This window comes from Sphingomonas sorbitolis (genome assembly GCF_036663875.1).
Lineage (GTDB): Bacteria > Pseudomonadota > Alphaproteobacteria > Sphingomonadales > Sphingomonadaceae > Sphingomonas.
Genome location: NZ_JAXOJS010000004.1, coordinates 424,002 through 439,882, shown reverse-complemented (window position 1 = coordinate 439,882; position 15,881 = coordinate 424,002). Strand labels below are relative to the sequence as shown.

7 protein-coding genes are annotated in these 15,881 nt (G+C 67.7%); all 7 read left to right on the top strand.

Annotated features, from left to right (window positions below):
* The first annotated feature begins 37 nt into the window (after positions 1 to 37).
* Complete coding sequence (locus U1763_RS14145; protein WP_332755696.1) at positions 38 to 2,212, top strand: glycoside hydrolase family 2 protein; 2,175 nt, start codon at positions 38 to 40, stop codon at positions 2,210 to 2,212.
* The gene (locus U1763_RS14140; RefSeq protein ID WP_332755695.1) at positions 2,209 to 4,497 is read left to right on the top strand and encodes a beta-N-acetylhexosaminidase; all 2,289 of its coding nucleotides are present in this window, start codon (positions 2,209 to 2,211) and stop codon (positions 4,495 to 4,497) included. The genes U1763_RS14145 and U1763_RS14140 overlap by 4 nt, the downstream gene beginning before the upstream one ends.
* The gene (locus tag U1763_RS14135) at positions 4,497 to 7,109 is read left to right on the top strand and encodes a beta-mannosidase (protein WP_332755694.1); all 2,613 of its coding nucleotides are present in this window, start codon (positions 4,497 to 4,499) and stop codon (positions 7,107 to 7,109) included. The genes U1763_RS14140 and U1763_RS14135 overlap by 1 nt, the downstream gene beginning before the upstream one ends.
* Positions 7,110 to 7,261: 152 nt before the next feature.
* Complete coding sequence (locus U1763_RS14130) at positions 7,262 to 9,832, top strand: glycoside hydrolase family 3 protein (protein WP_332755693.1); 2,571 nt, start codon at positions 7,262 to 7,264, stop codon at positions 9,830 to 9,832.
* The gene (locus tag U1763_RS14125) at positions 9,829 to 11,262 is read left to right on the top strand and encodes a glycoside hydrolase family 125 protein (protein ID WP_332755692.1); all 1,434 of its coding nucleotides are present in this window, start codon (positions 9,829 to 9,831) and stop codon (positions 11,260 to 11,262) included. The genes U1763_RS14130 and U1763_RS14125 overlap by 4 nt, the downstream gene beginning before the upstream one ends.
* Entirely contained in the window at positions 11,259 to 13,568 is a 2,310-nt protein-coding gene (locus U1763_RS14120) for a GH92 family glycosyl hydrolase (RefSeq protein ID WP_332755691.1), read from the top strand. The genes U1763_RS14125 and U1763_RS14120 overlap by 4 nt, the downstream gene beginning before the upstream one ends.
* The gene (locus U1763_RS14115; protein ID WP_332755690.1) at positions 13,565 to 15,556 is read left to right on the top strand and encodes an alpha-L-fucosidase; all 1,992 of its coding nucleotides are present in this window, start codon (positions 13,565 to 13,567) and stop codon (positions 15,554 to 15,556) included. Before U1763_RS14120 ends, U1763_RS14115 begins: the two co-directional genes overlap by 4 nt.
* Positions 15,557 to 15,881 lie beyond the last annotated feature (325 nt).

Here is a 15,881-nt window from a genome sequence, read left to right as displayed (position 1 = left end):
GCGCGCTTTTCTCTTCGACGGAAGTACGACGGCACGCATGATATCGGGATGTATCAGGGCAGGGTTGCGGCGGATCGGGCATCATGGTGTCGGGTTCGCCTCGGCCGTCCTGATGCTGGTGCCTCTGCCCGCCGCGGCCGAGCGGATCGACCTCGATGCGGGGTGGAGCTTCTGGCTGGCGAAGGACGCGCCGGCCGAGGCTGCATGGCTGAAGGCCGATCCGGCGGGCGCGGAGAGCGTTGCGGTCCCACATAGCTGGTCGCTGTCGCGCGGCGCTGGTGCGGAGGGTGTCGGTTGGTATGCGCGGACGCTCGTGGTGCCCGACGCGATCGTCGGCAAGCATCTCGAATTGCATTTTGACGCGGTGTTTTACGCCGCGCGGGTGTGGGTGAACGGGACGCTCGTCGGTAGCCACGAGGGCGGGCATACCGCGTTCGATATCGACGTTTCGAAGGTGTTGAAGCCCGGCGCGAACCGGATTGTCGTCGCCGCCGACGACCGGCCTGGGTTCGCGACGATTCCGGGCTATGCGATGCGCCTCGCTGGCTCTGGGAACGTCTGGTACGACTGGTGGCATAGCGGCGGGATCACGCGCGACGTGTCGCTGCGGATCGCCGAGGGCGGGCTGATCCGCCGTCAGCGTATCCGCCAGGTCCTGAAGGCCGACAGCGCGATCGTCACGAGCGGCGTTGCGATCGAGAATATCGATGCCAAGCCGCATGATTATTCGCTGACGACGACCGCGATCGATCCCGACGGCCGCGTGGTTGCACGGGCTTTCACAGGGGTTACGGTGGCCGCGTCGTCGGCCGCTATGCCGGATGCCGCGCTGACGATCGCCAAGCCGCAACTGTGGCAGATCGGTGCTGGCAAGCTCTACCGGATCGTGGCCGAACTACGCGACGAGAAGGGCGTGGTGCTCGACCGGCGCGAGGACACCGTCGGTCTGCGCACGCTCGCGCTCCGTGACCGGAAACTCTACGTCAACGGTGTCGCGGTGCGGCTGACCGGGGTGACGCGGCACGAGGATTCGCCGTGGGAAGGCGCCGCCGAAACGCGCGGTACGATCCTCCACGACATGCGCGATCTGAACGCGCTGCATGTGACGCTGACACGGCCGGTGCATTATCCGCAGCCGCAGAGCGTGTTCGACGCCGCCGACCGCGCGGGGATGCTCCTCGTGCCCGAAATCCCGATCTGGCAGATGACCGCGGCACAACTGGGCGATCCCCGGCTGCTGGTGCGTGCCAAGGCGATGATGGCCGAGATGATCGCCGAAAGCGGCAACCATCCGAGCGTGCTCGCGTGGAGCGTGATGAACGAGAGCGAGGCCGCGACGCCGCAGGGGTTGGCGTTCGTGAAGGCGATGAAGGCGCATATCAACGCGATCGATCCCGGTCGGTTCGTGACGTTCGCGGATTCGCAGATCGCGGAGCGTGCCGTACGCGTGCCCGCCCTGGTCGAGGCGGACTTCGTTATGGCCAACGCCTATTTCGGGACCTGGAGCGGCGCCGCGGACAAAGTCGGGCCGTGGCTCGACGCGTTTGACAAGGCGTATCCGGACCGGATGCTGGTGATCTCCGAATTCGGCTGGCCGGGGCCGTTCTCGCACGATTCTGCGAGCGCGGACGTCGCGCGCACCGAAAACCTCAAGGACCAACTCGCGGCGTTCGCGACGCGGCCCTGGGTCGGTGGCGCGATCTTCTGGAGCTATGCGGACTATCGCTCGAACAAGAACCTCTTCGCCGGCATGGCCGATGGCTATGTCGATCACGGTCTCGTCGATGCCGATCGCCAGCGCCGCCCGAGCTATTTCGCGTGGGAAGCCGCCAACCGCGACGTTTCCGCGAAGGTCGATCTGACGATGGCGGGCGAGACGCCGACCGGCTTCACTGCCACCGTGATGGGCGCCGCGAAGGCTGCGTTGCCCTCCTATCCGCTGGTCGGCGCGCGGCTGCACTGGCGGGCGATCGGCGGCGATCGCGTCGTGCTCGGCGAGGGCGAACAGGCGCTTCCGGTCATCGCACCCGGCGGCACCGCGACGGTGTCCGCGGCCTGGACCGGTCGTCTTACACCCGTCACCGTGACCGTCGATATCCTCACTGCGGAGGGTGCGCGCGCCGGCGGCGTCGTCCGCGAGTACGAACCGTTCAAGGCCGGCTCCGCCGTCTACCCACCCGATCCAGCGCAATTGCCGAAGGACCCTAAATGATCCGTTTCCGCCCTCTGGTGCTCGCGCTGCTGATGTCCTCGACCGCGGCGGTGGCCGAAGGGCCGAAGCTCATCCCGATGCCCGCGTCGAGCGAGACGCATGCCGGCACGCTGACGATCGGCGAAGGTGCCGGGATTGTCGCGAGCGACGCAGGCGCGAAGACCGCGGCCAAGCTGCTCGCGCAACAGGTCAAGGTCGTGCGCGGGCTCTCGCTCGCGAGCGACGCCGGCACCGGCCCGATCCGGTTCGTGCGCGACGCGAGCGTGGCGGGTGACGAGGCCTACACGCTGACCGTCGATGCGAAGGGCGTGACGATCGCAGCGAGCGGCGATGCGGGGCTCGTCCACGGCGCGATGACGCTGGCGCAGTTGCTCAGCCCCGATGCGGCGGTCGGCAAGCCCGTGACGCTCGCGGCGATGACGATCCGCGATGCGCCGCGGTTCAAATGGCGCGGACTGATGATCGATCCGGCGCGGCATTTCGTGCCGATGCCGACCTTGTACGCGATGGTCGATCAGCTCGCGGCGCAGAAGATGAACGTGCTGCATCTCCACCTGACCGACGATCAGGGCTGGCGCGTCGAGATCAAGCGTTATCCCGACCTGACCCGGATCGGCGCGTGGCGGACGCCGCCGTCTGCGGGTGGCGCGCCGGGCGAGAAGGTCGGCGGGTTCTACACGCAGGCCGAGCTCAAGGCGCTGGTCGCGTATGCGCAAGAGCGCGCGATCACGATCATGCCGGAGATCGACCTGCCCGGCCATGCGCAGGCCGCGGTCGCGTCGTATCCGGCCGAAGTCGGCGTGCTCGGCGATCGGCCCGCGGTCGGTCACGACTGGGGCGTGAACCCGTGGCTGTTCAGCCCCGAGGATCGCAGCATGACCTTCATCAAGCACGTGCTCGACGAGCTGATGGACGTGTTTCCGTCGCAGTTCATTCATCTCGGCGGCGACGAGGCGGTCAAGGACCAGTGGGAGCGTTCGCCCGCGGTGCAGGCCAAGATGAAGGCGCTCGGGCTGAAGACCGAGATGCAGATGCAGAGCTGGATGATCGACCAGCTCGGCGAGTATCTCGCCAAGCACGGCCGCCGGCTGATCGGCTGGGACGAAATCCTCGAGGGTGGCTTGCCGCCATCGGCCTCGGTGATGTCGTGGCGCGGCGAGAAGGGGGCCGTCGATGCGGCGAACCAGGGGCATGACGTCGTGCTGAGCCCGGCGCCGATCCTGTATCTCGACAGCTTGCAGAGCATGCGGAGCGACGAGCCGCCGGGCCGTATCTCGAACGGCGATGCGATCGTGCCGCTCGCCCGGCTCTACGCATATGAGCCAGAGCCGGCGGGGCTCGCGCCCGACAAGGCGAAGCATGTGCTGGGGGCGCAGATCAACGCGTTCAGCGAGTATTTCGTGACGCCCGAACAGCTTCAGCACGCGACGTTCCCGCGGCTGTCGGCGCTGGCCGAGCGGACCTGGTCGCCGAAGTCGACGCAGGATTTCGCGAACTTCGTGGCGCGGCTCGAGCCGCAGATGGGCCGCTATGCCCGCGCCGGTATCGCCGCGGCGGACAGCGCGTTCGCGGTCGACTTCGCGATCCAGGGCACGCGCGGCGATGCGCTGCGCCGCGGCAAGGTGCCGGTGACGCTGGCGACGCAGACGGGTTACGGCACGATCCGCTACACGCTCGACGGCAAGGTGCCGACCGCGCGATCGAAGGCCTATGCCACGCCGTTGTCGCTCAGGCCGGGGACCACTGTCCGCGCGGCGGCCTTCACCAGCGACGGCCGTCCGACCGCGGAACCGCGTCTGTTCGAGACGAGCCGGGTCGCGCTGCTGCGGCGGTCGAGTTCGGAGCTGGTCGCCTGCCCTGATGGCGCGATCGGGCTGCGCGTGCCGCTGACGTCGGAGGCGACGGGGAATACGCCGGTATTCAACGTCAACATCTTCGACACGTGCACGATGTATCCCGCCGCACCGCTGGATGTGGCGCGGAGCTTCACCGTCGATGTCGCGCGGTTGCCGCGGCATTACGGGCTGGCGCATGACGAGAAGGCGCTGCGGCGGCATTATGCGGTGACGACGTACGGCGAACTGGTGGTGCGCACCGGCGGGTGCACGGGCACGATCGCGGCGACCTTCCCGCTGCCGAACCCGGCGACGAGCCCGAACCGCATGAGCTTCCGCGGCACGCTGCCCGAGGGGAAGGGCGATGCGGACATCTGCCTGTTGTTCACGGCGTCGATGGAGTCGCCGTTCTACGCGGTCGAATCGATGCAGCTGTCGGAGAAGAAGTGATGCGGCGTACGGCTGTTCTGCTGCTCGCCGCGATCGTTGCGACGCCCGCCTGGGCGGCACCACGCACGAGCGTCGTGCTCGACAAGGGCTGGTCGATGCGGATCGATCCCGCTGATACCGCTGCGGCCAAGGCGCATCCGAAGGCGGCACGCTGGCTCCGCGCGACCGTGCCGGGCAGCGCGCAGACCGACCTGATGGCGGCGAAGATCGTGCCGGATCCGTACGAAGGCCTGAACGAGGCGAAGATCCAGTGGGTGGGGCTGACCGACTGGCAATATCACACCGTCGTCCGCGCGACGCCCGAACTGCTGGCGCGCGATCATATCGATCTGGTGTTCGACGGACTCGATACCTTCGCCGAGGTGCGGCTGAACGGGACCAAGCTGCTGGCGGCGGACAATGCGCATCGGCGCTGGCGCGTGCCGGTCAAGGCGGTGCTGAAGCCGGGGGCGAACGACCTGCTGATCACGTTCCGCTCGCCGATCAGGACGTTGCAGCCGATGGTGCTGAAGGCGAAGAACCCGCTGCCCGGCGAATATGATTCAATCTATGGCGACGAGCCGATGGGCAAGCAGACCTCGCCCTATATCCGCAAGCCGAAGTATCAATATGGGTGGGACTGGGGTCCCCGGATCGTCACGCAGGGGATCTGGCGGCCGGCGCGGATCGAGGCGTGGGACGACGCGCGGATCGAGGCGTTTCGCGTGACGCAGGAGGGGCTGACCAAGTCCGAAGCGCGGTTGTTTGCCGAACTCGACGTGGTCGCTGGCGAGGAGCGTCCGGTCACGGTGCAGGTCGCGGTCACCGGTCCCGACGGCCAAGTCACGCAAGCGGCGCGGACCGTCACCGTCGCGGCGGGTGCGAGCCATGTCGCGGTACCCGTGAGCGTCGCCAATCCGCAGCGCTGGTTCCCCGCGGGCTATGGCGCGCAACCGCTCTACACCGTGAAGGCGACGCTGACCGACGGAACCACGACGATCGATACCGCACAGCGCCACACCGGCCTGCGCACCGTCGAACTGCGTCGCGAAAAGGACGCACAGGGGCGGGGCTTCGCGTTCGTCGTCAACGGCATCCCGGTGTTCGCCAAGGGCGCGAACCTGATCCCGTTCGACATGTTTCCTGCACGTGTTCCCGAGAGCCAGATCCGCACCGTCATGGCGGGCGCGCGCGATGCCAACATGAACATGATCCGCGTGTGGGGCGGCGGCTATTATCTCGACGACGCGTTCTACGACCTCGCCGACCAGATGGGCTTGATGGTGTGGCAGGACTTCATGTTCGGCGGCGCCGTCACGCCGCCCGATCGCGACTTCCGCGAGACCGTCCGCATCGAGGCGGAGGAACAGGTCGACCGGCTCCAGGCGCATCCCTCGATCGTGTTGTGGTCGGGCAATAACGAAGTGCTCAGCGGATGGGCGAACTGGTCCGACCGGATCGCGTTCAAGAAGGCGGTCGGTGCGGACGAGCAGGAGCGGATCGGCGTGGGCATGGCGGTGATCTTCGACCGCGTGCTGCGCGATGCCGCCGAACGCCGCGATCCCGATGCGGTCTATTGGCCGGGTTCGCCGAGCAACAATTACGAGGACAAGCCCGACATCGATGGCGACGGCGACCGGCATTACTGGGACGTCTGGGGCGGCAAGAAGCCGGTCGAGGCGTATCTCGACAGCTGCCCGCGGTTCATGTCCGAATACGGCCTGCAGTCGATGCCCGAGATGAAGACGATCCGGACGTTTGCGACCGACGCCGACTTCTCGCCGACCTCGCCGGTGATGAAGGCGCACCAGAAGTTCCTCAAGGGTGAGGGCAACGACCGGCTGCTGTTCTACATCCGCGAGAAATACCGCGAGCCGCACGACTTCGCCGAGTTCGTGTATCTGAGCCAGGTGATGCAGGCCGAGGGGATCGAACTCGCCGCGCTGCACCACCGCGCGTGCCGGCCGGTGACGATGGGGTCGCTGTTCTGGCAGATCAACGACGTCTGGCCGGGCGCGTCATGGGCCAGCATCGATTATTATGGCCGCTGGAAGGCGCTGCAATTCCGCGCTCGGCATTTCTACGCGCCGCTGGCGATCGCCGCCGAGCGCAAGGACGGCGCGACCAAGGTGAGCTTGATTTCGGACGCGACGGTGTCGACCGAGGCGAAATGGCGCCTGCGGACGCTCGACGTCGACGGCAAGGTTCTTGCGACGACGGAGACGCCGACGACGCTGGCGCCGTTGTCCGCAACGGCGGTCGCGACGCTGCCCGATGCGACACTGTTCGCGGGCGGCGATCCAGCGCGGACGATCGCGGTGGCAGAGTTGCTCGTCGATGGCCGCGTGACGTCGCGCGTGCTGGTGTCGGCGGCGCCCAAGACGATGACGCTGCCCGATCCGGGACTTGCCGCGACGTGGGACGGCGATCGTCTGACGCTGACCGCGACCAAGCTGGCGCGCGCGGTTTGGATCGATTTCGGAAAGGTCGAGGCGACGCCATCGGACAATGCGTTCGATCTGTTGCCGGGGGAGAGTGTTACGGTGACTGTTGCTTCGAAGGCGTCGGCTGCGGCGGTGCGGCGTGCCTTGTCGGTCCGAACACTGGCCGGTGTCGCGGCGGTGAAGTCGTGATGCGCGATCACGCCACCACCGCCTCGTCGGCCCAGAGAGTGCGCGAGCATGCCACCCCGCCGCCATCCCAGCGAACGCTGGGATCCAGAGTTACGGACGCCGCCGCCCGTGGCTCTGGATCCTGGGTCGAGCCCAGGATGACGGAGGGGGGGATGGTGCGCCTCTCGACCAGGTTTGCCCGGCTTGCCTTCGCTCCCGGCCTGTTGCTCGCGTCGTCAGCGCTCGCCCAAACTGTAGATCCGGCGGTGCGGAGCATGACGCTCGACGAGAAGGCGGCGCAGTTGCAGAGCGTCGCACCGGCGATCCCGCGGTTGAACCTGCCCGCGTATGATTACTGGAACGAGGGGCTGCACGGGCTCGCGCGCAACGGCGTGGCGACGGTGTTTCCGCAGGCGATCGGCCTCGCCGCGACGTGGGACGAGGCGCTGCTCCGGCGCGTCGGCGATGTCGTGTCGACCGAGGCGCGCGCGAAGTCCAACGCGCTGCCGGCGGGGAACCGCGAACGCTATCAGGGGCTGACGATCTGGTCGCCGAACATCAACATCTTCCGCGATCCGCGCTGGGGTCGTGGGCAGGAAACCTATGGCGAGGACCCGTATCTGACGGGGCGGCTCGGCGTCGCGTTCATCGGCGGGTTGCAGGGGCCCGACCTCGCGCATCCGAAGGTGATCGGCACGCCGAAGCACCTCGCCGCGCATAGCGGTCCCGAGGCGGGGCGCGACGGGTTCGACGTCGATATCTCGCCGCACGACCGCGAGGCGACGTTCCTGCCGGCGTTCCGGCTTGCACTGACCGAGGGCAAGGCGCTGTCGACGATGTGCGCGTACAACGCGATCCACGGCGTGCCGGTGTGTGCGTCGGAGCCGTTGCTGACCGAGACGGTGCGGAAGCAATGGGGCTTCAAGGGGCTGATCGTGTCCGACTGCGATGCGGTCGGGAATATCTCGAACTACCATTATTATCGCCCCGATACTGCGAGCGGATCGGCGGCGGCGATTTCCGCTGGTATGGATTTCAACTGCGGGAAGACCTACGCGGCGCTCGGCGATGCGGTGCGGCGGGGACTGGTGCCCGAAGCGACGCTCGACGCGAGCCTGACGCGGACGTTCGCGGTGCGGCGGATGCTCGGCGGGGCGTTCGGGACGACGAGCCCGTGGGACAAGATCAAGCCGACCGAGTTCGACACGCCTGCGCACCGCGCGCTGGCGCTGGAGGCGGCGCGGAAGGCGATGGTGCTGGTCCAGAACAACGGCGTGCTGCCGCTGAAACCCTCGGCGAAGATCGCGGTGATCGGGCCGAATGCGGACAGCGTCGACGTGCTGGAGGCGAATTATCACGGTACGGCCGCGGCGCCGGTCACGCCGCTGGCGGCGCTGCGCACATCGTTTGCGGGCGTGCGGTATGCGCAGGGGTCGAGCATCGCCGAGGGCGTGCCCGTGCCGGTACCCGATACCGCGCTGTCGCTGCGTGGCGAGTATTTCCGGACGAGCGATTTCACCGGGACATCGGTGGTGCGCGCCGACCGGCTGATCGACTTCGACTGGGACCGCACCGCGCCCGCGCCGGGGATCGATCCGGCCGCGTTCTCGGTCCGCTGGACCGGTACGATCACCGCGCCGGCCGCGGGCGAGTATGTGTTCCGGCTCGACGTGCCGCGGTGTTTCGACTGCAAGGGGCATGATCCTGCGCGGTTATGGATCGACGGCAAGCCGGTCGCCGACGACGATGGCAGCGGCAAGAACGTCGAGGCGGCGGTGACGCTAACTGCCGGCCCACACGCGATCCGCGTCGAGCTTGCGCATAGCGGCGAGGATCAGGGGCTGCGGCTGACCTGGACCGCGCCTGCGGAGGCCCAGGTCGCGGAGGCGGTTGCGGCCGCGAAGGACGCCGATGCGATCGTCGCGTTCGTCGGGCTGTCGCCCGCGGTCGAGGGCGAGGCGTTGCAGATCGAGGTCGCCGGGTTCTCGGGCGGCGATCGGACCGATATCGGGCTCCCGGCCGCGCAGGTGAAGTTGCTCGAAGCGGCCAAGGCGACCGGCAAGCCGCTGGTGGTCGTGCTGATGACCGGCAGCGCGGTGGCGATGACCTGGGCGAAGGCGCATGCCGACGCGATCCTGGTCGGCTGGTATCCGGGGCAAGCTGGCGGGCAGGCGATCGCCGATACGCTGGTTGGCAAGAGCAATCCGGGCGGGCGACTGCCGGTGACGTTCTACGCGAAGACGCGCGATCTGCCCGCGTTCATCGACTACAACATGCGTGAGCGGACCTATCGCTACTTCACCGGCACGCCGCTCTGGGGCTTCGGACACGGGATGAGCTACACACAGTTCGCCTATGCCGCGCCCAAACTCGCGCGCACCACGATTACGGCGGGGGAGAGCTTCACCGTCGAAGTACCGGTGCGCAATGTCGGCAAGGTTGCGGGCGACGAGGTGGTGCAGGCGTATCTCGTGCCGCCCGAGCCCACGGTAAAGCCGCGCTTCAACGATCCCGTCCTCCAGCGCCAGCTGGTCGGGTTCAGGCGCCAGACAGTGAAGCCAGGGCAGACGGCACGCGTGGCATTTACGATCGATCCTCGCGGCATGAGCAGCGTCGATGCGGCGGGAACGCGCCGTGTCGTACCGGGCGAATACCGGCTGCATATCGGTGGCGGCCAGCCCGGCGACGGGCCGGGCGTCGATACCGTCTTCACCGTGACGGGAACGCAGGATTTGCCGAAATGATCGATCGCCGGATGCTTATCGCGGGTGCTGCGGCACTCGGGCTCGCGGGACCGCTGCGCGCGGCCGCACCGTCGTTCGTCAGCAAGCGCCCGAAGTTCGGCGATCGGCGCTACACCAGTCGCGCGGTCGAGGCGGAGATCGCGCGCATCTCGGCGAAGATCGCCGATCCAGAACTCGCGTGGATGTTCGGGAATTGCTACCCGAACACGCTCGACACGACGGTGTTCATGGGGGCGGTCGACGGCAAGCCCGATGCGTTCGTCATCACCGGCGACATCGACTGCATGTGGCTGCGCGACAGCTCGGCGCAAGTGCATCCGTACTTCCCGCTGGCCAAGCGCGATCCGGCGTTGCGGACGCTGTTCCGCGGGCTGATCGCGCGACAAGCGCGGTGCATCTTGATCGACCCCTATGCCAACGCATTCATGCATGATCCGTTGGCGAAGACGAACCTGAGCTGGTCGCTGACCGACGACACGGTGATGAAGCCGGGCGTCGGCGAGCGGAAATGGGAGATAGATTCGCTCTGCTACCCGATGTGGATCGCGCATGCGTATTGGCAGGCGACCGGCGACACCGCGCCGTTCGATGCGCTGTGGGCGGACGGTGCGCGGGCGTCGATCCGGACGTTCCGCGAGCAGCAGCGCAAGGACGGGCCGGGACCGTATCGCTTCCGCCGCTCGTCGCCGATCGTCGGGGAAAGCATGCCGCTCGACGGCTATGGTCCGCCGTCGCGACCGGTCGGGCTGATCCATTGCGGGTTCCGGCCTTCGGACGATGCGTGCGTGCTCCCGTTCCTGATCCCGTCGAACATCTTCGCGGTTCGCGCGCTGCGCCAGCTGGCGGAACTCGCGACGCGCGCACGGCCCGATGCGGCGCTGGCGGCGGATGCGTCTGCGCTGGCGGACGAAGTCGAGGCGGCGTTGCGGTTGCATGGGCTGACCAAGGGCGCGGATGGCCAGCCGGTCTGGGCGTATGAGGTCGACGGCTATGGCAACGCGATCTTCATGGACGACGCCAATGTGCCGAGCCTGTCGGGGCTGGCGTATCTAGGGGCGGTGAAGGCCGACGATCCGCTCTGGCAGCGTACCGCCGCGCGCGCCTGGAGCAAGGACAACGCGTATTTCTTCACCGGCAAGGCGGCGGAGGGGATCGGCAGTCCGCATACTGGCCTGCGCGAGATCTGGCCGATGTCGATCGTGATGCACGCGCTGAACGCACTCGAGACCGGCGACGATGCGACCGTGGCGCGGTCGCTGGCCGCGCTGAAGGCGACGCATGGCGGCACCGGGTTCATGCACGAATCCTTCAACCAGGACGACGGCGCGAAATTTACCCGCGCCTGGTTCGCCTGGGCCAACGGGCTGTTCGGCGAACTGGTCGTCGACATCGCTGCCAAACGTCCCGCCCTTCTCGGAGTCCGCGCATGATCTCCCGCCGTATGCTCCTCGCCGGTAGCGGCGCGCTTGCGCTGACGGCGCGCGCGACGTTTGCCGCCTTGCCGCGCACGACCACCGCGTCCGATCTGTTCGTCGGGACCGGCGGCCACGGCCACACCTATCCGGGCGCGACGCTGCCGTTCGGGATGGTGCAGCTCAGCCCCGATACCGACGTCGAGCGCTGGGATGCGTGCTCGGGCTATCACCGCACCGATACGTCGATCATGGGGTTCAGCCATACGCATTTGTCGGGCACCGGGATCGGCGACATGCTCGACGTGCTGGTCGTGCCGAACCGGGGGCCGGTACAGCTGATTCCGGGCACGCTTGCCGATCCCGATGCGGGGTATCGCCAGCGCTTCTCTGCCGAGCATGCCGAGCCCGGCTATTACCGCGTGACGCTGGAGTCCGGCGTGCGTGCGGAACTGACCGCGACCGAGCGGACCGGCATCCAGCGGCATGTCTTCCCGGCGGGCGCGGGGCATATCCTCGTCAACCTGTCGCACCTGATTCTCGACAAGTCCGATCAGGGCGTGCTGATCGACGACGCGTCGCTGAACCTCGACGCGACCGGCGTGCTGACCGGCAGCCGCCGCGTGTTCCGCTGGGCGAAGGGGCGGCGGATCCATTTCGCGATGCAGCTTTCGCGGAAACCCGACCGGATCGTGTTCTACGGCGATGGCGACGCCCTGCAGCCAGCGGGCGCGAAGGGCGTTGCGGGCAAGCGCGTCAAGGCGGTGCTGCATTATGACGACGCCGGTGCCGCGCCGATCGTGATGCGCACCGGAATCTCCGCGGTCGACGTCGCCGGCGCTCGCAAGAACCTAGCGGCCGAAGCGCGGCATTGGGATTTTGACCGCTACCGTGCCGAGGCGACCAAGCTTTGGGCGCCTGCGCTTGCCGCGGTCCGCGTCGAGGGCGGCACACCCGCGCAGCGCACGATCATGGCGAGCGCGGTGTACCATTCGCAGCTCGCGCCGACGCTCTTCTCCGATGTCGACGGACGCTATGTCGGGCTCGACCGGCAGGTGCACACGGTGACCGGCAAGGACCGCGCGTACAGCACCTATTCGATGTGGGACACGTATCGTGCGCTGCATCCGCTGCTCACGCTGATCGAGCCCGAGCGTACCGCGGAGCTCGTCGGCGACCTGATCCGGCAGACGCAGCAGAGTCCGTACGGCCCGCCGGTCTGGCCGTTGCAGGGCGTCGAGACGGGCTGCATGATCGGCTGGCATTCGGTGTCGGTGATGGCCGAGGCGCGCGCGAAGGGCGTGCCCGCGAACTATGCCGCGGCGTGGCCGAACGTGAAGCGCCGCTCGTTCGATTTCGCGATGCCCGACCTCGACAACAGCCTCGGGATCAAGCCGTACGACACCATGGGCTACATCCCCGCCGACACGGTGTTCGAGTCGGTCTCGCGCACGCTCGAATATGCGTATGACGATTACGCGTCGGCACATCTGGCCGATGCGGCGGGCGCGAGTGCCGATGCGGCGCGGTTGCGCAAGCGGAGCGGCAACTGGCGCAACGTGTTCGATGCGTCGATCGGGTTCGCGCGGCCGAAGCTTGCGAACGGGACATGGACCACGCCGTACGATCCGATCGCGCTCGGCCATTCGAGCAAGTGGCGCGATTATACCGAGAGCAATGGCTGGCAGGCGACGTTCCTCAACCAGCACGACGTCTACGGCCTGATCGCGGCGATGGGCGGCGATGCGCAGTTCGAAGCCAAGCTCGACGACCTGTTCAACGCGTCGTCGATCCTGCCGAAGGATGCGCCGCCCGATATCAGCGGGCTGGTTGGCCAGTACGCGCACGGCAACGAGCCGAGCCATCACGTTGCGTATATGTATGCGTATTGCGGTGCCGCCTGGAAGACGCAGGCGATGGTCCGCCGGCTGCTGACCGAGATGTACAAGGACGATCCCGACGGCATCATCGGCAACGACGATTGCGGGCAGATGAGCGCGTGGTTCGTGCTGAGCGCGCTCGGGCTGTACCCGGTCGATCCGGTGAGCGCGAACTATGTGCTGGGCTCGCCGCTGTTCGACCGGGCGGAGATGCGCGTCGGGGGCGGCAGGACGCTGGTCGTCGAGGCGCGCGGCAATGCGGCGGACCGGCCTTACGTGCAGTCGGTGACGTGGAACGGTCGGCCTTGGACGAAGAGCTGGATCGCACATGCCGATATCGTGCGCGGCGGGCGGCTCGTGTTCGAGATGGGCGCGACGCCCAACCGTGATTTTGGCCGCGCGCCTGCCGATCGGCCGCCAGCAACCACCGGAGTTTCGCGATGACGTTAGACCTGAACCGCCGCGCGTTGATCGCCGGTACGCTCGCTACCGCCGCGGCAGGCCGAGCGAACGCCGCCGCCCCAGTCGGCGCGCCTGCTCCCTGGGGCGCGACACCGAGCGTCCGCCAGCTCGCGTGGCACAAGCGCGAGCGCTACGGCTTCGTCCACTTCACGCTGAACACCTGGACCGACAAGGAATGGGGCTATGGCGACGAGGATTCGAAGCTGTTCGACCCGACCGCGTTCGACCCGGACCAGATCGTCGCGGCGGCGAAAAGTGCGGGGCTGACCGGCCTCGTCCTGACCGCTAAGCATCATGACGGCTTTTGCCTCTGGCCGACCAGGCTCACCGAGCATTGCATCCGCAACAGCCCGTACAAGGGTGGCAGGGGCGACATCGTCCGCGAACTGGGCGACGCGTGCCGGCGCGGCGGGATATCCTACGGGCTGTATCTGTCGCCGTGGGATCGCAACCGCGCCGACTATGGCACCCCCGCGTACGTCGAGTATTTCCGCGCGCAGCTGACCGATCTCTGCACCAATTACGGCGAGCTGTTCGAAGTCTGGTTCGACGGCGCGAACGGCGGCGACGGCTATTATGGCGGCGCGCGCGAGGCGCGGAAGATCGATGCGCCGAAATATTACAACTGGCCGTCGATCATCGCGCTGGTCCACAAATTGCAGCCTATGGCGTGCACCTTCGACCCGCTTGGCGCGGATATCCGCTGGGTCGGCAACGAGGACGGTCATGCGGGTGATCCCTGCTGGCCGACGATGCCGAACCATCCCTATGTCCAGTCCGAGGGCAATTCGGGCGTGCGCGGGGCGCCGCTCTGGTGGCCGGCGGAGACCAACACGTCGATCCGTCCCGGCTGGTTCTATCATGCCGACGAGGACCTCCAGGTGAAGTCGCCGCAGCGGCTGATGCAGTTCCACGACGAGTCGGTCGGGCGCGGCACCAACATGATGCTCAACCTGCCGCCCGATCGTCGCGGGCTGATCGCCGAGCCCGATCTCGCGTCGTTGAAGTCGTTCGGGGATGCGTTGCGTGGCAGCTTCAAGACCGATCTGGCGAAGGGCGCGGTGGCGAGCGGTCCATCGCGCGGGAGCCGGTTCGCGCCGGCCAACGTGCTCGACGGCAATCGCGAGACGTATTGGAGTACGCCCAATGCGGTGAAGACGCCGTCGCTGGTGCTCGACCTGCCGCCGGGGCGCCGGTTCGATCTGATCCGGATCCGCGAGGCGCTCGACCTCGGTGTGCGTGTGACGAAGTTCGCGATCGATGTGGCGGATGCGAAGGGTGCGTGGCGCGAGGTCGCGGTGCACGAGTGCATCGGCGCGCAGCGGATCATCCGACTGCCCGAGCCGGTGACCGCACGGCGCGTGCGGTTGCGCATCGTCGAGGCGCCCGCGTGCCCGGCGATCACCGAGCTGTCGCTGTTCCTGAGCGTCCCGCCGGTCGCGATCGCGGCCTCGCAGGCGACGGGCAACAAGATCATCTCGAAGACCGGGTGGACGATCGTCAGCGCGATCCAGCACACTCTGGCGATGAAGGCGGGCAAGCCGGATTTCGCGGGCGAGATGTCGCTGGCCGGGGTGGTCAAACCGGGGCTGCCGGGTGCGGAGGCGGTGCTCGACGACGATCTCGCGACCGTCTGGACGACGCCTGCGCCGACGCCGACGAGTGTGGTGATGCTGATGATCGACATGGGCAAGGCGGAGCAGGTCGCCGGGTTCAGCCTGACGCCGACCCGTCAGGCGTTGCCCGATGCCGGCCCGCCGGGGCGCTACCGCGTCGAGACGAGCGAGGACGGCAAGACCTGGACGCCGGCGGGCGAGGGCGAGTTCGGCAACATCGCCTATGCGCGGGCGACACAGCGCATCACCTTCGCGAAGGCGCGATCGGCGCGGTACCTGATGCTGGGGTTCACCACTGTCGCGACCACGCAGCCGAAGATGGCGATCGCGGGCATCGGCGCGTTCCGGCCTTAGGGTAGAGGCAGGCGGACACGACTCCGTCATGATCGCCGTCACCCCGGACCTGTTCCGGGGTCCACCGTTCCGCACACTCGTAAGGGCTGATCCGGCGGAACGGTGGATGCCGGAACAAGCCGAGCATGACGGGGGGTGAGAGGTTTCTCTCAGTCCCGTCATCCTGACGAAAGTCAGGATCCAGGGTAACGGACGGCACGCTTGCGGCTCTGGATCCTGACTTTCGTCAGGATGACGGAGATTGCTGGGCACGCCTTTTGGCACCGGGGCTGGGCTAGCCGGCTTCGATCGGGCATGGCCTTCCGCGACACTGCGGGTGAGCGTA

What these genes read in the sequence shown, in the direction of transcription:
- U1763_RS14145 (WP_332755696.1), top strand. Translation starts at nt 38, where the DNA reads ATGATATCGGGATGTATCAGGGCAGGGTTGCGGCGGATCGGGCATCAT.
- U1763_RS14140 (WP_332755695.1), top strand. Translation starts at nt 2,209, where the DNA reads ATGATCCGTTTCCGCCCTCTGGTGCTCGCGCTGCTGATGTCCTCGACC.
- U1763_RS14135 (WP_332755694.1), top strand. Translation starts at nt 4,497, where the DNA reads ATGCGGCGTACGGCTGTTCTGCTGCTCGCCGCGATCGTTGCGACGCCC.
- U1763_RS14130 (WP_332755693.1), top strand. Translation starts at nt 7,262, where the DNA reads ATGGTGCGCCTCTCGACCAGGTTTGCCCGGCTTGCCTTCGCTCCCGGC.
- U1763_RS14125 (WP_332755692.1), top strand. Translation starts at nt 9,829, where the DNA reads ATGATCGATCGCCGGATGCTTATCGCGGGTGCTGCGGCACTCGGGCTC.
- U1763_RS14120 (WP_332755691.1), top strand. Translation starts at nt 11,259, where the DNA reads ATGATCTCCCGCCGTATGCTCCTCGCCGGTAGCGGCGCGCTTGCGCTG.
- U1763_RS14115 (WP_332755690.1), top strand. Translation starts at nt 13,565, where the DNA reads ATGACGTTAGACCTGAACCGCCGCGCGTTGATCGCCGGTACGCTCGCT.